The sequence below is a fragment of the Curtobacterium sp. PhB170 genome, from assembly GCF_003752345.1.
Lineage (GTDB): Bacteria > Actinomycetota > Actinomycetes > Actinomycetales > Microbacteriaceae > Curtobacterium.
Genome location: NZ_RJUM01000009.1, coordinates 654945 through 670187, shown reverse-complemented (window position 1 = coordinate 670187; position 15243 = coordinate 654945). Strand labels below are relative to the sequence as shown.

Annotated in this window: 15 protein-coding genes; 11 read left to right on the top strand and 4 right to left on the bottom strand. The window is 72.3% G+C overall.

Going from position 1 to position 15243, the window contains the following annotated elements; genetic code table 11:
- Positions 1-103: 103 nt before the first annotated feature.
- The 3 genes from EDF40_RS07325 to EDF40_RS07315 are packed head-to-tail and all read left to right on the top strand — an operon-like array spanning position 104 to position 3405.
- Positions 104-1144 (top strand): LLM class flavin-dependent oxidoreductase, encoded by a 1041-nt coding sequence (locus EDF40_RS07325; RefSeq protein WP_123338569.1) that lies wholly within the window; start codon positions 104-106, stop codon positions 1142-1144.
- Positions 1144-2463, top strand: coding sequence for an O-acetylhomoserine aminocarboxypropyltransferase/cysteine synthase family protein (locus EDF40_RS07320; protein ID WP_123339018.1), 1320 nt, complete (start codon positions 1144-1146; stop codon positions 2461-2463). The genes EDF40_RS07325 and EDF40_RS07320 overlap by 1 nt, the downstream gene beginning before the upstream one ends.
- A gap of 9 nt (positions 2464-2472) precedes the next feature.
- On the top strand, positions 2473-3405 hold the full coding sequence (locus EDF40_RS07315; RefSeq protein ID WP_111084697.1) for a 4-(cytidine 5'-diphospho)-2-C-methyl-D-erythritol kinase: 933 nt from the start codon (positions 2473-2475) through the stop codon (positions 3403-3405).
- Between the two features lie 50 nt (positions 3406-3455).
- On the opposite strand, the gene EDF40_RS07310 is transcribed toward EDF40_RS07315, so the two are convergent.
- Positions 3456-5108 carry a glycosyltransferase family 39 protein gene (locus EDF40_RS07310; protein ID WP_123338570.1) on the bottom strand — a complete coding sequence of 551 codons (1653 nt, stop codon included), beginning with the start codon at positions 5106-5108 and terminating at the stop codon, positions 3456-3458.
- A gap of 95 nt (positions 5109-5203) precedes the next feature.
- Between EDF40_RS07310 and EDF40_RS07305 the strand changes: the two genes are divergently transcribed.
- The 6 genes from EDF40_RS07305 to EDF40_RS07280 are packed head-to-tail and all read left to right on the top strand — an operon-like array spanning position 5204 to position 10489.
- Complete coding sequence (locus EDF40_RS07305; protein ID WP_185002871.1) at positions 5204-6274, top strand: HesA/MoeB/ThiF family protein; 1071 nt, start codon at positions 5204-5206, stop codon at positions 6272-6274.
- A gap of 53 nt (positions 6275-6327) precedes the next feature.
- Complete coding sequence (locus tag EDF40_RS07300; protein ID WP_123338572.1) at positions 6328-6744, top strand: molybdopterin-binding protein; 417 nt, start codon at positions 6328-6330, stop codon at positions 6742-6744.
- Positions 6741-7550, top strand: a complete 810-nt coding sequence (gene modA / locus EDF40_RS07295) for a molybdate ABC transporter substrate-binding protein (RefSeq protein ID WP_123338573.1) — start codon at positions 6741-6743, stop codon at positions 7548-7550. Before EDF40_RS07300 ends, modA begins: the two co-directional genes overlap by 4 nt.
- Positions 7551-7553: 3 nt before the next feature.
- Entirely contained in the window at positions 7554-8354 is an 801-nt protein-coding gene (locus EDF40_RS07290; RefSeq protein ID WP_123338574.1) for an ABC transporter permease, read from the top strand.
- Positions 8351-9376, top strand: a complete 1026-nt coding sequence (locus EDF40_RS07285) for an ABC transporter ATP-binding protein (protein ID WP_123338575.1) — start codon at positions 8351-8353, stop codon at positions 9374-9376. Before EDF40_RS07290 ends, EDF40_RS07285 begins: the two co-directional genes overlap by 4 nt.
- A gap of 12 nt (positions 9377-9388) precedes the next feature.
- Positions 9389-10489 carry a calcium:proton antiporter gene (locus EDF40_RS07280; RefSeq protein WP_123338576.1) on the top strand — a complete coding sequence of 367 codons (1101 nt, stop codon included), beginning with the start codon at positions 9389-9391 and terminating at the stop codon, positions 10487-10489.
- Between the two features lie 136 nt (positions 10490-10625).
- Here the strand turns inward: EDF40_RS07280 and EDF40_RS07275 are convergent, their stop codons facing one another.
- The 3 genes from EDF40_RS07275 to EDF40_RS07265 are packed head-to-tail and all read right to left on the bottom strand — an operon-like array spanning position 10626 to position 13360.
- Complete coding sequence (locus tag EDF40_RS07275) at positions 10626-10865, bottom strand: MoaD/ThiS family protein (RefSeq protein WP_123338577.1); 240 nt, start codon at positions 10863-10865, stop codon at positions 10626-10628.
- A 3-nt stretch (positions 10866-10868) separates the two neighbouring features.
- Positions 10869-11915, bottom strand: coding sequence for a GTP 3',8-cyclase MoaA (gene moaA / locus EDF40_RS07270; RefSeq protein ID WP_123338578.1), 1047 nt, complete (start codon positions 11913-11915; stop codon positions 10869-10871).
- 5 nt (positions 11916-11920) lie between these two features.
- Positions 11921-13360, bottom strand: coding sequence for a glycosyltransferase family 87 protein (locus EDF40_RS07265; protein WP_123338579.1), 1440 nt, complete (start codon positions 13358-13360; stop codon positions 11921-11923).
- Between the two features lie 21 nt (positions 13361-13381).
- Between EDF40_RS07265 and EDF40_RS07260 the strand changes: the two genes are divergently transcribed.
- Together EDF40_RS07260 and EDF40_RS07255 are read left to right on the top strand one after the other, a co-directional pair.
- Complete coding sequence (locus EDF40_RS07260; RefSeq protein WP_185002868.1) at positions 13382-14782, top strand: molybdopterin-dependent oxidoreductase; 1401 nt, start codon at positions 13382-13384, stop codon at positions 14780-14782.
- Positions 14779-15228 carry a hypothetical protein gene (locus tag EDF40_RS07255; protein ID WP_123338580.1) on the top strand — a complete coding sequence of 150 codons (450 nt, stop codon included), beginning with the start codon at positions 14779-14781 and terminating at the stop codon, positions 15226-15228. Before EDF40_RS07260 ends, EDF40_RS07255 begins: the two co-directional genes overlap by 4 nt.
- Positions 15229-15243 lie beyond the last annotated feature (15 nt).

Genomic DNA, 15243 nt, shown 5'->3' with positions numbered 1-15243 from the left:
CAAGAACCACCGGACAGGAGGCCCGTGGCGGGCCCGCCACGGGCCTCCCGTCCGTTCCGCGCCCCTTCCCGGGCACTTCCCACCTCCCCAAGGAACTCACCCCGTGCGATTCGGATACTGGACCCCGCTCTTCGGCGGCTGGCTGCGCAACGTCGACAACGAGAACATGCCGGTCACCTTCGACTACGTGAAGCGGCTGGCGCAGCGCGCCGAGCGGATCGGCTTCGACCTGACGCTCGTGCCGGAGCTCAACCTCAACGACATCAAGGGCACGGCCGCGCCGTCGCTCGAGGCCTGGTCACTCGCCGCGGCCATCGCGGCGACGACCGAGCGCCTCGAGATCATGGCGGCCATGCGCCCCGGCTACCACCTGCCCGCGGTGACGGCGAAGCAGGCGGCGACGATCGACGACATCTCCTGCGGCCGCTTCACGTTCAACGTGGTGAGCGCGTGGTGGGCGGAGGAGGCCAAGCAGTACGGCGGCATCTTCTCGGAGCACGACGACCGCTACAAGCGAACCGCGGAGTTCGTCGAGGTCATGAAGGGGATGTGGCGCGAGACCCCGTACTCGTTCTCGGGCGACTACTACGACATCGAGAACGCGCACCTCGAGCCGAAGCCCCGCGTGACGCCGCGCATCTACGCCGGCGGCGAGAGCGAGGCGGGCAAGGCCGCGATCACCGGGTACGCCGACGCCTACGTGACCCACGGCGGCACGGTCGAGGAGCTCCGCACGAAGATCGCCGAGATGAAGCAGCGCCGAGTCGACGCCGGACTGCCGCCGTTCGAGGCGTTCGGCATGGCCGCGTACGTCATCGTCCGCGAGACCGAGCAAGAGGCGCAGGCCGAGCTCGCGCGGATCACCGACGTGCAGCACGGCAACGCGTACGAGTCGTACCAGGACTTCATCTCGAAGTCGCAGCTCGAGCACGTCCCCTCGCTCGAGGACTACTCGGTGTCGAACCGCGGCCTGCGCCCCGGGTTCGTCGGCACGCCGGCGCAGGTCGCTGCCCGGATCAAGGAGTTCGAGGACGCGGGGGTGGACACGCTGCTGCTGCAGTTCTCGCCGCAGCTCGAGGAGATGGACCGCTTCGGCGAACAGGTCATCCCGCTCGTCCGCCCGATCGTCGCGGCGCAGTCCTGATGGGTGCCGCGGAGACCAACGCCGAGGACGGCTGGGCGTTCGAGACCCGGCAGATCCGCGCGGGCTTCAAGGCCGACCCGGGGTTCGGCGGCAACGTCCCGCCGATCGCCCAGACCGCGGCCTTCGTCTACCCGTCCGGTGAGGACGCGGCGGACCGCTTCATGCTCAACGCCCCGGGGCACACGTACTCGCGCGTGAACAACCCGTCGGCAGCGGCGCTCGAGCGGCGCATCGCGGACCTCGAGGGCGGCGTCGGTGCGCTCGCGCTGGCGTCCGGCCAGGCGGCCACCTCGCTGGCCGTCCTCGGTGTTGCCCGGGCCGGTGACCACGTCGTGTCGAGTGCCTCGCTGTACGGCGCGACGTACACGCTGTTCGCGTCGACGCTGCACGACCTCGGCATCGCGTTCACCTTCGTGCAGGACCCCACGGACCTGGACGAGTGGGCTGCCGCGGTGCGTCCGGAGACGAAGGCGTTCTTCGGCGAGTCGATCCCGAACCCGCGCGGTGACGTCCTGGACTTCGCGGGGGTGGCCGGGGTCGCGCACGACGCCGGCGTCCCGCTCATCGTCGACAACACGATCGCGACGCCGTACCTGGTCCGACCGATCGAGCACGGTGCCGACATCGTCGTGCACTCGGCGACGAAGTACCTGGCCGGCCACGGCAGCGCCATCGCCGGGCTCATCGTGGACAGCGGCAACTTCGACTGGGCGGCCCACGCCGACAAGTTCCCGCAGCTCGCGACCGCCGAACAGTCCGGGTTCGCGAACACGGACTTCGCGTCGAAGTTCGGGCGGCGCGCATTCATCCAGCGCACCCGGTCGAAGCTCTCCGCCGACCTCGGTCCGGCGATCGCCCCCTTCAACGCCTTCCTGGTGCTGCAGGGCATCCAGACGCTCTCCCTGCGCATGGAGCGGCACGTGTCGAACGCGGCCGCCGTCGCGTCGTGGCTGGACGCGCACGACCAGGTGCTCGGCGTGCACTACGCGGGACTGCCGTCGTCGCCGTGGCACCACCTGCAGCAGCGGTACGTGCCGAAGGGGCCGTCGGCGGTCCTGGCGTTCGACCTGGACGGCGGGGTCGAGGCCGGACGGCGGTTCGTGGCCGCTCTCGAGCTGTTCGACCACGTGTCGAACATCGGTGACGTCCGGTCGCTCGTCGTGCACCCGGCGTCGACGACCCACGTGCAGATGACGTCGTCGGAGCGGGCGGCGGCGGGTGTGGGTGACGGGCTCATCCGACTGTCGATCGGCCTCGAGCACATCGACGACGTCCTCGCCGACCTGGCGCGTGGCTTCGCGGCAGCCGCAGCGGGATAGGTTGGGGGCATGACCACGTTGGCCGCACCGACCCGCGTGCGGACGCGCGCCCCCGGCAAGATCAACGTGTTCCTGTCCGTCGGTGCGCTGCAGGACGACGGCTACCACGACGTGGCGACCGCGTACCAGGCCGTGTCGCTGTACGAAGACGTGACGGCCGAGCACGCCGACGACTTCTCGGTGACCTTCACCGGCCCGATCGACACGTCGAACGTGCCGGTCGACGAGTCGAACCTGGCGATCCGTGCGGCCCGGCTGGTGGCCGACGCCGCTGGGCACCGGGGCGGGGTCCGGTTGACGATCGACAAGCAGGTACCGGTGGCCGGCGGCATGGGTGGTGGCTCGGCGGACGCCGCGGCCACGCTGCTCGCGGTGGACACGCTCTGGGGCACCGCCCTCGGGCGTGAGGAACTGCTCCGTCTCGCCGCGCAGCTCGGCGCGGACGTGCCGTTCGCGTTCGCCGGTGGCACGGCCGTGGGCACCGGCCGCGGCGACGAACTCAGCCCCGCGCTGGCGAAGGGCGAGTTCCACTGGGTCCTCGCGCTGAGCGACGACGGCCTGTCGACCCCGGCGGTCTACCGTGCGCTCGACGAGCACCGGGAGCGCTACCGCGCCGACATCGCACCGGCGCCGTCCCACCCCGTGGTGGAGTCGAACGTGCTGCAGGCGCTGCGTGCCGGTGACCCCGACCTGCTCGCCGACTGCGTCCACAACGACCTGCAGGCCCCGGCCATGCGGCTGCAGCCCGGACTCGCGTCGACCCTCGAACTCGGCGAGAAGGCCGGGGCGCTCGCGGGTCTGGTGTCGGGCAGCGGTCCGACGGTGGCGTTCCTGGTCGGTGACCGTGACGCCGCGCTCGAACTGCAGGTCGAGCTCAGTGCCGCCGGCCTGGTCGCGCTCCGTGCCACCGGTCCGGTGCACGGCGCCCGCCTCGTGCACTGACCCGTACGACGAAGCGCTGACCGTACGACGACCACTGACCGGCCGTCGGCTCAGCGGCTGTACTTCCAGAGGATGACCGTGTCCTCGTGCCACCAGCGCACGACGTGGAACCCCTGTGCCTTCAGCGTCTCGGACACCTGCGGGCGGATGTTCCGCGACGTCGCGCCGACGAACCACACGGTGTCGATGTCGTCCAGGCGGGCCGGCACCGTCGTGGCGATGTCGCCGTTCGTGTTCCAGAGCTCGCCGCGTTCCGCTCCCGTACTCGTGACGGCGAGGTCCCGCATGCCGGTGAAGGCCTCGGGGTAGGCGTCGGCGATGACCTGTGCGGTCGTGGTCGGGTGCCCGTACACGCTGCCGTAGATGACGCCTTCGTCGGAGTCGGTCGCCCAGTTGCGCTCGCGCTCGATCACGGCCGCGGCGTTCGCCCAGTGCGAGGACTGCTTGGCGTGCGGCAGCCGCACGATCGTCGACGTCGGCACGGACACCAGGACCATGGCCACGACCGCCATCGCGATCCAGCGTCGCGGGCGGATGGCCGTGATCGCCAGTCCGATCAGGAGCGCCACGAACGGCAGGCTGATGCTCGCGTACTTCGGGGAGTACAGGTGCTCACCTGCGGCCGTCGCGGCGATCAGGAGCGCGGTCGGCAGGATCGTCAGGGGCACCGCGACCCGGACGGCCTGCATCCGCAGGACGTCACGCGCGCCGGGCTCCGGACGCCGGATCGCGCGCACCGTCAGCACGACGGCGACGATCATGAGCAACCACCCGAGGGCGGCGTACGGGTAGACGACCCCGAACCAGGCCGTCGCGAAGACCTGCCGCAGGGTGGCCCACCCGATGCCGGTGATCCAGCCGACCTGCTTGGCCTGACCGGCCGCGAGTCCGATGAACGGCAGGACGACCACGGCTGCTGCCGTGGCGGCGACGGCCCAGCGGACGACGACGGCGCGGTCCACCATCGACGGGGGCACCGCGCTGCGGCGGTCGGTCACCGAGGCCTGCCGTCGGGCCGCCCGATCGGCGACGCCGGTCCACGCGAGCACGACGCCGTGCGCCACGACGGCGAGGGACAGGTAGACGTTGAACAGGACGGCCACGGCCGCCAGAGCGCCGTAGACGATCCACCACCGCGTCGCGTGGTGCCGCACCCGGGTGCGACGGACCGCGGTCAGGCCGACGAGTGTGAGGAGCGCCGCGAAGGTGGTGACGGTCGCGTACGGGCGGCCCTCGGTACCAGCCCAGGCGACGCGGGGCAGCAGCAGGAAGACCAGACCGGAGACGACCCCGAGCCGGACGCCGCCGAGGCGCCGGCCGAGCGCCACCACGAGTGCGGCGGCGATCCCGATCGCCAGGGCACTGGGGAAGCGGAGCGTGAACGGGGAGTAGCCGACCAGCGCGAGCCAGACGTGCATGAGCGCGTAGTACAGGCCGTGCACGGCGTCGACGTTCTGCAGCTCCGCCCAGAGCGCCGGCCAACTGCGCTGCGCGCTCGTCAGGGTGGCGGCTTCGTCGTACCAGACCGACGGCACCCACGTGAAGGCCGCGGCGACGACGACTCCGACCACACCGATGGTGATCTCCGGTGCCCGCACCAGTGCCCGGACGGTCGAGAGGGCGAGCGCCTTGAGCCGTGCGCGCGTCGACACATCCGACGTCGTGCGTCGGACCGTGACGGTGCCGGTGCGGGGAGAACTCACGCCCGCGACCGTACCGAGCGGCTCTGAGCATCCGCCGCGTCCACCCGCTGAACATTCACATGCAGGGATTCGGCACGACCGGCCAGAATGACGGGATGGACCCCCTCGTCGCCCCCGTCGCAGCACTCTCCCCGTGGCGGACCCGGCTCGGCTCGCGGACCGCTGCCCTGTCCGACGTCGGCGCCGTCGGGCTCCGGCGGCTGGCCGCTTCACGCGTCCTGGTGGTCGGGGCCGGCGGACTCGGGGCTCCCGTCGTCGCGTACCTCGCCGGGCTCGGACGGCTCACGGTCGTCGACCCGGACGTGGTCGACGCCTCGAACCTCGCGCGCCAGACGCTCTTCACCGCTGCCGACGTCGGATCGTCGAAGGCCGAGGTCGCCGTCGCCTGCGCCCGCGCCGTCGACCCGGAACTCGACGCCGTCGCCGTGGTCGGGTCCTTCACCCCGGAGCTCGTCGCCGGGCACGACGTGGTCGTCGACGCGGCGGACTCCGTCCTGGTCACCCGGGCGGTCTCGGACGCCTGCGCCGACGCGGGCGTGCCGTTCGTCTGGGGCACGGTGCTCGGCCACGACGGCCAGGTCAGCGTGTTCCGTGACGCCGGGCCGGACGGCGTCGACTTCCACGACATGCACCCCGAGGCCCTGCCCGACGAGGGCTCGTGCGCCCTGGACGGCGTCGTCCCGGCACTGTGCGGAGCGGTCGGAGCGGTGATGGCCGGGCAGGTGACCGCCCTGGTCACCGGCACCGGCGAACCGTTGCTCGGACGGGTCCTGACCGTCGACGCGCGCCGCTGGCGGTGGAGCGAGAGCCCCGTCCGGCGCGGGCCGGCATCACGCCGTCCCGTCGCGGTCGCTCCGTCCCGGACCGAGCGCATCGCCCCGTCCGCACTCGCCGCGCGCCTGGCCGACCCCGCTGACCCGGTGGTCGTCGTCGACGTGCGCACCGACGCCGAACGCGCGGACGGCGTGGTCGCCGGAGCCGTCACGGGTGACGCGGTCACCGGCGACACCGACGCGGCGGACGTGGTCGTCTACTGCGCCCGGGGTCCGCGTGCGAACGCGTGGGCTGCCGCACAACCTGCCTGGAGGCACGTGGCGGTCCTCGACGGCGGGTTCGAGGCCTGGCGCCGCGAAGGGTTGCCCGTGGTGATCGGGCACCTGTCCTGATTCGACACTGATCGGGTCCAGGGCGCCGCTTCCGCGGCTAGGATCGTCGCATCATGACGCAACTGCGGATCCGCGACGCTGCAAGCTTCCTCGGGGTGAGTGACGACACCGTGCGTCGACTCGTCGACGGAGGCACCTTCGACCGGGCCACCGACGATTCCGGGCGCGCCGTCGTCGACGGTCGGCAGGTGGCCGAGTACGCCCGGGCGCGGAGCACCGAGCTGGCCGCCCCGGACACCGGCGTGAAGAGCTCGGCACGGAACCGCTTCGTCGGCATCGTCACCGACCTGGTCGTCGACACCGTGATGGCGCAGGTCGAACTGCAGTGCGGCCCGCACCGCGTGGTCTCGCTCATGAGCGCCGAGGCGGTGCGCGACCTCGGGCTCGAGGTCGGGTCCGTCGCCGTGGCGTCCGTCAAGGCCACGATGGTCACCGTCGAGGCGCCCACGCACCAGGAGGACCCCCGATGACCCGTCGTTCCCGCTCGCTGCTCGTGCCCCTCGCCGTCGTCGCGGCGCTCGGGCTGGCGGCGTGTTCCACCGCCGACGCTCCGGTGGGGTCGTCGTCGCCGTCATCGACGTCGAGCGCAGACGCAGACGTGTCGGGTTCGATCACCGTCTTCGCCGCGGCGTCGCTCCAGAAGACCTTCACCACGCTCGGCAAGCAGTTCGAGGCCGCGCACCCGGGCACCTCGATCGAGTTCTCGTTCGCGGGCTCGAGCGATCTCGTCACCCAGATCCAGAACGGTGCCCCCGCCGACGTGTTCGCGTCCGCCGACGAAGCGAACATGGCGAAGCTGTCATCGACCGACCTGGCGAGCGGGTCACCGCGGGACTTCGCGACGAACGTCCTCGAGATCGCCGTCGCGCCGGGCAACCCGAAGGGCATCACGAGCCTCGACGACCTGACCGGCTCCGGCGTGCAGCTCGTCACGTGTGCCGCCCCGGTGCCGTGCGGTGCCGCGACGGCGAAGGTCGAGTCCGCCTCGGGCGTCGATCTGCAGCCCGTCAGCGAGGAGCAGTCCGTCACCGACGTGCTCGGCAAGGTCGAGTCCGGTCAGGCCGACGCCGGGCTGGTCTACGTGACCGACGTGCAGGGTGCCGACGGCAAGGTCGACGGTGTCCCGTTCGACGAGTCGAGCAAGGCCGTCAACACGTACCCGATCGGCGTGCTGAAGGGCTCCGAGAACCCGGAGCTCGCGCAGGCGTTCTCCGACTCCGTCCGGTCCGCCACGGGCCAGACGGTGCTCACCGCCGCCGGGTTCCGGAAGCCGTGACCCGTGGCCTCGCGGGCTGACGGACGGCCGCCGGTCGCCTGGTGGCTCCCGCTGCCCGCGGTGCTGGGTGGCCTGTTCGTCGTCGTCCCCGTGCTCGCGATGCTCGGTCGGGTCGACTGGTCGTCGTTCGTCGCCCTCGTCACCTCGACGGCGTCGCTCACCGCCCTCGGGCTCAGCCTCGGCACCGCGCTGACCGCCACGGCCGTCGCGTTCGTGCTCGGGTACCCGCTCGCCGTGCTGTTCGCCCGGTCCCGGTCACGGTGGGTGGGGATCGCCCGCGCCGTCGTCCTGCTCCCGCTCGTGCTGCCGCCCGTCGTCGGCGGGCTCGCGCTGCTGGCGGCGTTCGGTCGCCTCGGGGTGGTCGGGGCGTTCCTCGACGACCACGGACTGCACATCGCGTTTACCACGACAGCGGTCGTCATCGCGCAGACGTTCGTCGCCATGCCGTTCCTGGTGTCCTCGATCGAGGGCGCGCTCCGCGTCGAGGGGGACCGGTACGAGCGGGTCGCCGCCACCCTCGGCGCCGGTCCCACCCGCACGTTCCTCACCGTCACGACCCCGAGGGTCCTGCCCGGCATCGTCTCCGGACTGGTGCTCTGCTTCGCGCGCGCACTCGGCGAGTTCGGTGCGACCCTGACGTTCGCGGGCAGCCTGCAGGGGGTCACCCGGACCCTGCCGCTGGAAATCTACCTGCAGCGCGAGGTCGACCCGGACACCGCCGTGGCACTTGCGGTCGTGCTCGTCGTGGTCGCCGTCGTGGTCATCGGCGCCTCGTCGCTCCGGACCCGGGGCATGGCAGCGTGACCGGGGTCACCGCACGCATCGTCGTCGAGCGGCGCGGAGTCGACGTCGCCCTCGAGGTCGCGGCGGGGGAGTGCGTGGCCGTCATCGGGCCGAACGGCGCGGGCAAGTCCACCGTGGTCGAGGCCCTCGCCGGCCTGCTGCCGATCGACGCCGGACAGGTGGTCCTCGGCGGCACCGTCGTGTCGGACCAGCGGCGGACCGTCCCCGCCCACCGCCGTCGCATCGGACTCGTCGCCCAGCGGCCCGACCTGTTCCCGTTCCTCGACGTGGTCGGCAACGTGGCGTTCGGCCCGCGCGCCGCCGGTGTCCGACGGGCCGCGGCCCGTGCCCGCGCGCTCCGGGCCCTGGCGGCCGTCGGCATCGACGACCTGGCGGGACGGAGCCCCGACGCGCTGTCCGGCGGGCAGGCCCAACGCGTCGCGATCGCCCGGGCGCTCGCGACCGACCCGGCGGTCCTGCTGCTCGACGAACCGACGTCGGCGCTCGACGTCGCCGCGCGCGACGAGGTCCGTGCAGCCCTCCGCACCGCGATCGGCGGGCGCCCGAGCGTCCTGGTGACCCACGACCCGGTCGAGGTCGTCGCGCTGGCCGACCGGGTGGTCGTCGTCGAGCACGGCCGGATCGTCGAGGACGGCACCCCAGCGGCCGTGCTCGGACGGCCGACGAGTGCCTTCGCGGCGGCGTTCTCCGGACTCGCGCTGGTGCGCGGGACCGCCACCGCGGGTGGGATCGCCACCGACGGCGGGGGCGAGCTGGCGTCCGGGACGCACGCCGTGCCTCCCGGTCGGCCCGCCCTGGGCGCCTTCCACCCGACGGCCGCCGTGCTCACGCGGGACGGCGCCGGACCGGAGCGCACCGTCACGTCGCTCGAACCGCGGGACGGTCTCGTGCGGGTGCGCGCCGGCGACCTGGTCGCGGACCTGACCCTGGCGCGCGTCACGGCGCTCGGGATCGGCCCGGGCGATGCCGTCCGCGTCGACGTCCCGGCATCCGAACTGGCGGTGTACGCGCCGCGCGGTTGAGACAATGGACGGATGACCTCCTGGTTCCCCAAGGCGTGGCCTGTGGCCATCCCGATCCTGGCGGCCGTCGTGCTCGCGTTCTCGTACGGCCGCTACGGACTCGGCACCGTGGTCGTGGCGATCGTCGCGGTCGTGCTCGCCGCCACCGTGCTCGCTGCGGTGCACCACGCCGAGGTCGTCGCGCACCGGGTCGGGGAACCCTTCGGCTCACTCGTGCTCGCCGTCGCGGTCACGATCATCGAGGTCGCGCTGATCATCTCGCTGTCGAGCTCCGGCGGCGCCCAGGCCGAGACGCTGGCGCGCGACACGGTGTTCTCGGCCGTGATGATCACGATGAACGGGCTCGTCGGCCTCGCGATCCTGATCGGGACGCTCCGGCACAACACCGTGCGCTTCAACCAGGAGGGCGCGAGCGCCGCGACGATGACGGTGGCCGCACTCGCCGTGCTGACCCTGGTGCTGCCGACGTTCACCACCGGCACCGACGACGCGTCCTTCACCGGCACGCAGTTGGTCTTCGTGGCCGTGGCGTCGCTCGTGCTCTACGGCCTGTTCGTGGTGACGCAGACCGTGGCCCACCGGGACTTCTTCCTGCCCGTGAACCGGTCAGGGGGTGTGCTCGCCGAGTCCGAGGACGCCCACGCTGCCCGGCCGACCGGTCGCGCGACGATGATCTCGCTCGCACTGCTCGTCGTCGCCCTGGTCGCCGTGGTCGGGCTCGCCAAGGTCGAGTCACCCGCGATCGAGGCCGGCGTGGCCGCGGTCGGGTTCCCGCCGTCGTTCGTCGGTGTCGTGATCGCTCTGCTCATCCTGCTGCCCGAGGGCATCGCGGCGTCGAAGGCCGCCGCCCGCAACCGGATCCAGACGAGCCTGAACCTGGCGATGGGGTCGGCGATGGCGTCGATCGGTCTGACGATCCCCTCCATCGCGGTGGCGTCGCTGTTCATGCCGGGCACGCTGCTGCTCGGGCTCGGGTCGTCGCAGATCGTGCTGCTCGCGCTGACGATCGTCGCCGCGGTGCTCACCGTGCTGCCCGGTCGGGCGACGCGACTGCAGGGCGGGGTGCACCTGGTGATCTTCGCCGCGTTCATCGTGCTGTCCGTCTCGCCGTAGCGCGGCGGCGGCGGGGGGGGGGGGGGGGGCGGCGTACCTGGTTGGATCGGGCATACCTGGTCGGAAGTTCTGCCCCGGTACGCCCGGAAGCACCAGGCATCGCGTGCGTTCTGGGAAAGAACGGGCGAGGGGCCGTTCAGCCGCCGGCGAAGGGGGGCATGACGTCGACGACCGCGACACCATCGAGCGCGGTGGCCCGGTCGCGGGTGGTCACGCCGTCGACCAGGTACGAGCACCGCTCCTGCAGCGCACTCCAGCGCGACGGGTCGGCGGCGGTGACCTCGCGCAGCGCCTCGTCGAGCGTGCCGGCCGCGGTGGTCAGCGTGTCCGCGCCCACTGCCGCCCGGGCAGCGGCGAAGAACCGGATCGTGGTCACCGCTCAGCCGCCGATCGCGCTCATGCCGCGCGTCGGGTGCACGAGCTCGTCGCTGTCGTCGCCGTGGTCGCGCGGCTTCGCCCACATCGCCCGGCGCCACAGCTCGGCCAGGTCGTCGTCGGAGACCCCCGCGCGCATCGGGCCGAGCACGTCGGTCTCGGCGTCGGAGAACAGGCAGCTCCGGACGTTGCCGTCGGCGGTCAACCGGGTGCGGGTGCAGTCGGCGCAGAAGGACTCGGTGATGCTCGCGATGATGCCCACGGTGCCGAGTGACGCACCGGAGCGCGCGTCCTGCACCCGGTACCGCTCGGCCGGGGCACCGTCACGCGGTGCCTCGTCTGGCGTCAGCACGAACGACGACGCCAGCAGCGCCCGGGTCTCGGCAGCGGTCACCATCTCGGTGCGGTCCCAGGCGTGGTCGGGGTCGAGCGGCATCTGCTCGATGAACCGCAGCTCGTAGCCGCGGTCGAGGCACCAGCGCAGCAGCTCCGGCGCGGCCTCGTCGTTGATCCCGCGCAGCAGCACCGCGTTGACCTTGATGTCGAGGCCGGCGTCGTGGGCGGCGGACAGCCCGGCGATCACCTTGTCGAGGAACGGGCGGCGGGTCACGGTGGTGAACACGTCCGGGTCGACGGTGTCGAGCGACACGTTCACGCGCCGCAGCCCGGCGTCGTACAGGGCCTGGGCGCGGTGGGCGAGACCGATGGCGTTCGTGGTGAGCGACAGCTCCGGGGCGTCGGGCAGCGCGGCGCACCGGGCGATCACGTCGACCAGGTCGTGCCGGAGCATCGGCTCGCCACCGGTGAAGCGCACCTTGCGCACGCCGAAGCGCGAGGACCCGATCCGCACCAGCCGCTCGATCTCGGCGGCGGTCATCAGGGCGTCGTCGGGGGCGAAGGGCAGCCCGGCGGCCGGCATGCAGTACGTGCAGCGCAGGTTGCACCGTTCGGTCAGCGACACCCGCAGATCGATCGCACGGCGCCCGAAGCGGTCGACGAGCCCGGCGGACGCCGGGTCCACGGTCGTGCCGAGCAGGGTCGCGGGTGCCATGCGGCTCAGCGTACGTGTTCGACGCGCCGGAACGACAGCCGTTCCCACCAGCGCCGCCAGTCCGACCGGCTCGTGCGCAGGAGCGTCACCACCACGATGACGGCCACGGCGGCGAGCAGCCACCACCGGTAGGCGTCCGTCGACGGCCACACCCCGCGCAGCGCGATGGCGAGCCCGATCGACAGCCACTCCCACCGCCCCGACAGCACCACGAACGGGATGAGCAGCAGCGCGTACCAGGGGTAGCGCGGCGTCACGGCGAGGAACGTCACGCCGATCATCAGCACCTCACCGGACCACGGCCGCGACGGGTCGGACAGCCGCCAGGCCACGAAGGCGGCGAGCAGCACGGCGAGCCCGACCACGACGGTCGCGGCGTCGCCCCGGAACACCAGCGACACCAGGGCGAACCGGGAGCCGTCCTCGTAGCCCTCCTCGCTCAGGTAGCCGGGCAGGTACCCGAGCACGTCGAGCCCCGTCGTCAGCACGTAGGGCACGTAGAGCAGTCCGAACACGGCGATGCCGACCGGGATCGCCCACCAGGAACGCCACCGGCCGAGCAACGGCGGGTACACGATCGCCGGGATGAGCTTGGTGGCCGTGGCCGCTCCGAGCGCGATCCCGCCCCAGATCGGTCGACCGAATGCGACGAGGACGGCACCCGCGGTCGCGAGCGCCGCGCCGAGGGCGTCGACGTGCGAGTTCGTCACAGCCTCGGACGCCACGAGCGGCGACCAGGCCCAGAGCGCTGCCCACCACGTCGGGCGACCCGTCTTCCGCAGCACCACGACGAGGGCGACGGTCACGACCAGCGAGAGGAGCAGGCCCGCCACCTGGAACGGCATGTACTGGGCGGTGGCCGGCACGAAGGCGCGGACCCCGGCGAACCAGAGCTGCGCCATCGGCGGGTAGATCGTCGTCACGTCCGGCCGGTTGATCGGGGTGCAGTGGCCGTCCGCGCCGTCGCCCAGGCCGCGGAACCGGGGCTTGAGGTCGTCGCACGTGCCGTTCACCTTGTCCGGGAACAGCCATTCCGGCCGCAGACCGGACAGTGCCGTGGACTGGGGGGTGTGCGCGTACGGTGAGACTCCGGCATGCTGGACGATGCCGTCCCACGCGTACCGCGCCGAGTCGGTGCTGGTGCTCGGGGGCCCGGCCAACGCCGCGAGGCCGACCACCACCGCCCCGACCATGACCACGGCGGTCATCCACCGGGCGGGCACGAACCGCAGCGCGAGCACGGCGATCACGAACACCGTCCAAGCGATCAGCGTCCACGCAACGAATGACGAACGAGTGTCGGATCGGAGGAACCCCAGATGCGTGACGCCGAAGGCGATGACGCCCGCGAGGGCCAGTACCCCGACGACCGCGCCCACGACGGCGAGGCGGGCACCGGGTCCGACGGCGGAGGACGGTCGGACGGCACGCAGTCGGTCGCTCATGGTCCGTCGAGGCTAGCGGGCGTGCGGCACCTGCTGTTCGAGGCGCGGGCCGCACTGGCCTCACCGAACCGGAACGCGCGCTCTGCGGTGGTGCTCGGACGACTGCTCGGCATCGCCTTCGTGGTGTGCTTCGGCACCGGCATCTACAGTCACCTGCTGCAGGAGCCCCTCGGCTGGATGCGGTTCCCGACCCGGCCGACGCAGCTCTACCAGTTCACCCAGGGCCTGCACATCACCACCGGCATCGCGATCATCCCGCTGCTGCTGGCCAAGCTCAACACCGTCATGCCCGCGCTGGTGCAGGTCCCGCCGGTGCGCGGTGTGCTGCACCTGTTCGAGCGGCTGTCGATCGCCGTGCTCGTGTCGGCGTCGATCATCCAGGTCACGACCGGCCTGCTCAACACGTACCAGTGGTACCCGTGGCCGTTCCCGTTCCGCCAGGTGCACAACGCGATGGCGTACGTGATCATCGGGTCGCTCATCATCCACATCGCGTCGAAGCTGCCGGTGATCGCCCGTTACTGGCGGAAGCGCGACTCCTACGACGAGCAGGGCCGGTTCATCGCGGACCCCGCGTCCGGCAGCGAGTTGCTTCCCCCGGTACGGGAGGCCCGCCCCGCGTCCGCCCCGCCGGCTGCGGGTGCCGAGACGGCCCAGTCCACGGCCGCCGGCCTGCTCGGCCGCGTGTTCCGCTGGATCGACGGCGTCGACGCGGTCAAGGCTGTCGAGGCGGTCGACGCAGCCCCGGACGAACCGGTGGCCGATGCGCCGGAGCCGACCCGGGCCTCCCGGTCGGTCGACGAGCGCGCACAGGGCCGACGCCAGCGGATCGCACGACGCGGGTTCTTCGGCGGCGTGACGGCCGCGGTCGTCGGCGTCGTCGCCCTGACGGCGGGGCAGTCCTCGAAGCTCGCCGAACCGTTCAACGTGTTCGGCGCGCGCCAGCGCGGTCTCGGCGCCAACGGCCTGCCGGTCAACCGCACCGCCCGCGCGGCGGGGGTGCTCGCCAGCGCGACTGCCGCGGACTGGACGCTGACCGTCGTCGGGCCCGACGTGACCCGGACCTTCGTGCGCGCGGAGCTCGTCGCGCTCGGCACCACCGAGGTCGACCTGCCGATCTCGTGCGTCGAGGGGTGGAGCCAGATGGGCAGCTGGAAGGGCGTGCGGATGCGCGACCTGCTCGGCGCCGTGCAGGCCGAACCCGGATCGCACGTGCGCGTCACGAGCCTGGAACGACACGGCGGCTACCGGATCATGGACATGGGGCCGGAGTACGCCGAGGACCCGACCACCCTGGTCGCGCTCGAGCTGAACGGTTCGACGCTCGACCTGGACCACGGGTTCCCGGCGCGGATCATCGCTCCGGGGCGGCCGGGCGTGCTGCAGACCAAGTGGATCGAGAAGATCGAGGTGCTGCGGTGAAGGCCGCGCGGATCGTGCTCGTCGTGCTCGGCGTGCTGGTGATCGCGTTCGGCGCTTACGTCCTGGTGACGTCGGTCAAGCCGAACCGGATCGGCGGGCTGGCGACCTGGCTGCTCGGCGCGGTGATCCTGCACGACGCGATCCTGTCGCCGTTCGTCGTCGGCGCCGGGCTACTCCTGCGTCGGGCGGGGCGGTCGCTCCGGGCGTGGGTGCTCGTCGTGGTGCAGACGGTGATCGTGCTCGGCAGTGTGCTCGCGCTCGTGGTGCTGCCCGAGATCGCGGCGAAGCGGCACGGGCAGAAGAACCCCACGATCCTGCCGTTCGACTACGGCACGCGGTTGCTGATCGTCGAGGGGGTGCTGCTGCTCGTGGTGGTGGCGGTGCTCGTCGTCGGGGTGGTCCGGGCGCGGCAGTCTGCTGTCCGCGGCTCACGCGACACTGGTTAAACCGACAACCATTCG

What these genes read in the sequence shown, in the direction of transcription:
- EDF40_RS07320 (WP_123339018.1), top strand. Translation starts at nt 1,144, where the DNA reads ATGGGTGCCGCGGAGACCAACGCCGAGGACGGCTGGGCGTTCGAGACC.
- EDF40_RS07315 (WP_111084697.1), top strand. Translation starts at nt 2,473, where the DNA reads ATGACCACGTTGGCCGCACCGACCCGCGTGCGGACGCGCGCCCCCGGC.
- EDF40_RS07305 (WP_185002871.1), top strand. Translation starts at nt 5,204, where the DNA reads ATGGACCCCCTCGTCGCCCCCGTCGCAGCACTCTCCCCGTGGCGGACC.
- EDF40_RS07300 (WP_123338572.1), top strand. Translation starts at nt 6,328, where the DNA reads ATGACGCAACTGCGGATCCGCGACGCTGCAAGCTTCCTCGGGGTGAGT.
- modA (WP_123338573.1), top strand. Translation starts at nt 6,741, where the DNA reads ATGACCCGTCGTTCCCGCTCGCTGCTCGTGCCCCTCGCCGTCGTCGCG.
- EDF40_RS07280 (WP_123338576.1), top strand. Translation starts at nt 9,389, where the DNA reads ATGACCTCCTGGTTCCCCAAGGCGTGGCCTGTGGCCATCCCGATCCTG.
- moaA (WP_123338578.1), bottom strand. Translation starts at nt 11,915, where the DNA reads ATGGCACCCGCGACCCTGCTCGGCACGACCGTGGACCCGGCGTCCGCC.
- EDF40_RS07265 (WP_123338579.1), bottom strand. Translation starts at nt 13,360, where the DNA reads ATGAGCGACCGACTGCGTGCCGTCCGACCGTCCTCCGCCGTCGGACCC.